1 protein-coding gene is annotated in these 562 nt (G+C 62.6%); it reads left to right on the forward strand.

Annotated elements, in window-relative coordinates; translation table 11 throughout:
• Positions 1–343: 343 nt before the first annotated feature.
• The coding region (locus KUM32_RS42400) for a WhiB family transcriptional regulator (protein WP_141711286.1) at positions 344–562 on the forward strand (219 nt) is incomplete at its 3' end.

Below are 562 nucleotides of genomic sequence, written 5' to 3' on the forward strand. Positions count from 1 at the left end.
CGGCATGCACTGCGTGTGATTGTGTGAGTGGCAGGGCCAAAACTCCTTCCACTCGAACGTTTAGCCTGGCTTCCACCCTGTGGAAGTACGGCTGTGACTGAGGCGACACCGTGGATTCAAAAAAAACTTTCCGGAAGGGGTTGTATCCGCCGCCGAGGTTTGCGAGTCTCTTCATGGCGATCGGGACGGCCGCACCAGGCCCCCTTGAGAGCCCGAATCCCCCTCCTTATGACTTCAGGTCCGCACCGGGCAACTGGGCGGCGGCCCTTCCGTTGCGGGGGGATTCGTGAAAGCGTTCACATTCACAAGCAATGAACCCGCAATACGAGGAGATGGAGCAGCCATGGACTGGCGTCACAACGCCGTTTGCCGCGAGGAAGACCCCGAGCTGTTCTTCCCCATCGGCAACACCGGTCCTGCGCTGCTGCAGATCGAGGAAGCCAAGGCCGTCTGCCGTCGCTGCCCCGTCATGGAGCAGTGTCTGCAGTGGGCGCTGGAGTCCGGCCAGGACTCCGGCGTCTGGGGTGGCCTCAGCGAGGACGAGCGCCGCGCGATGAAGCGC

The sequence above is a fragment of the Streptomyces sp. AC627_RSS907 genome, from assembly GCF_019049165.1.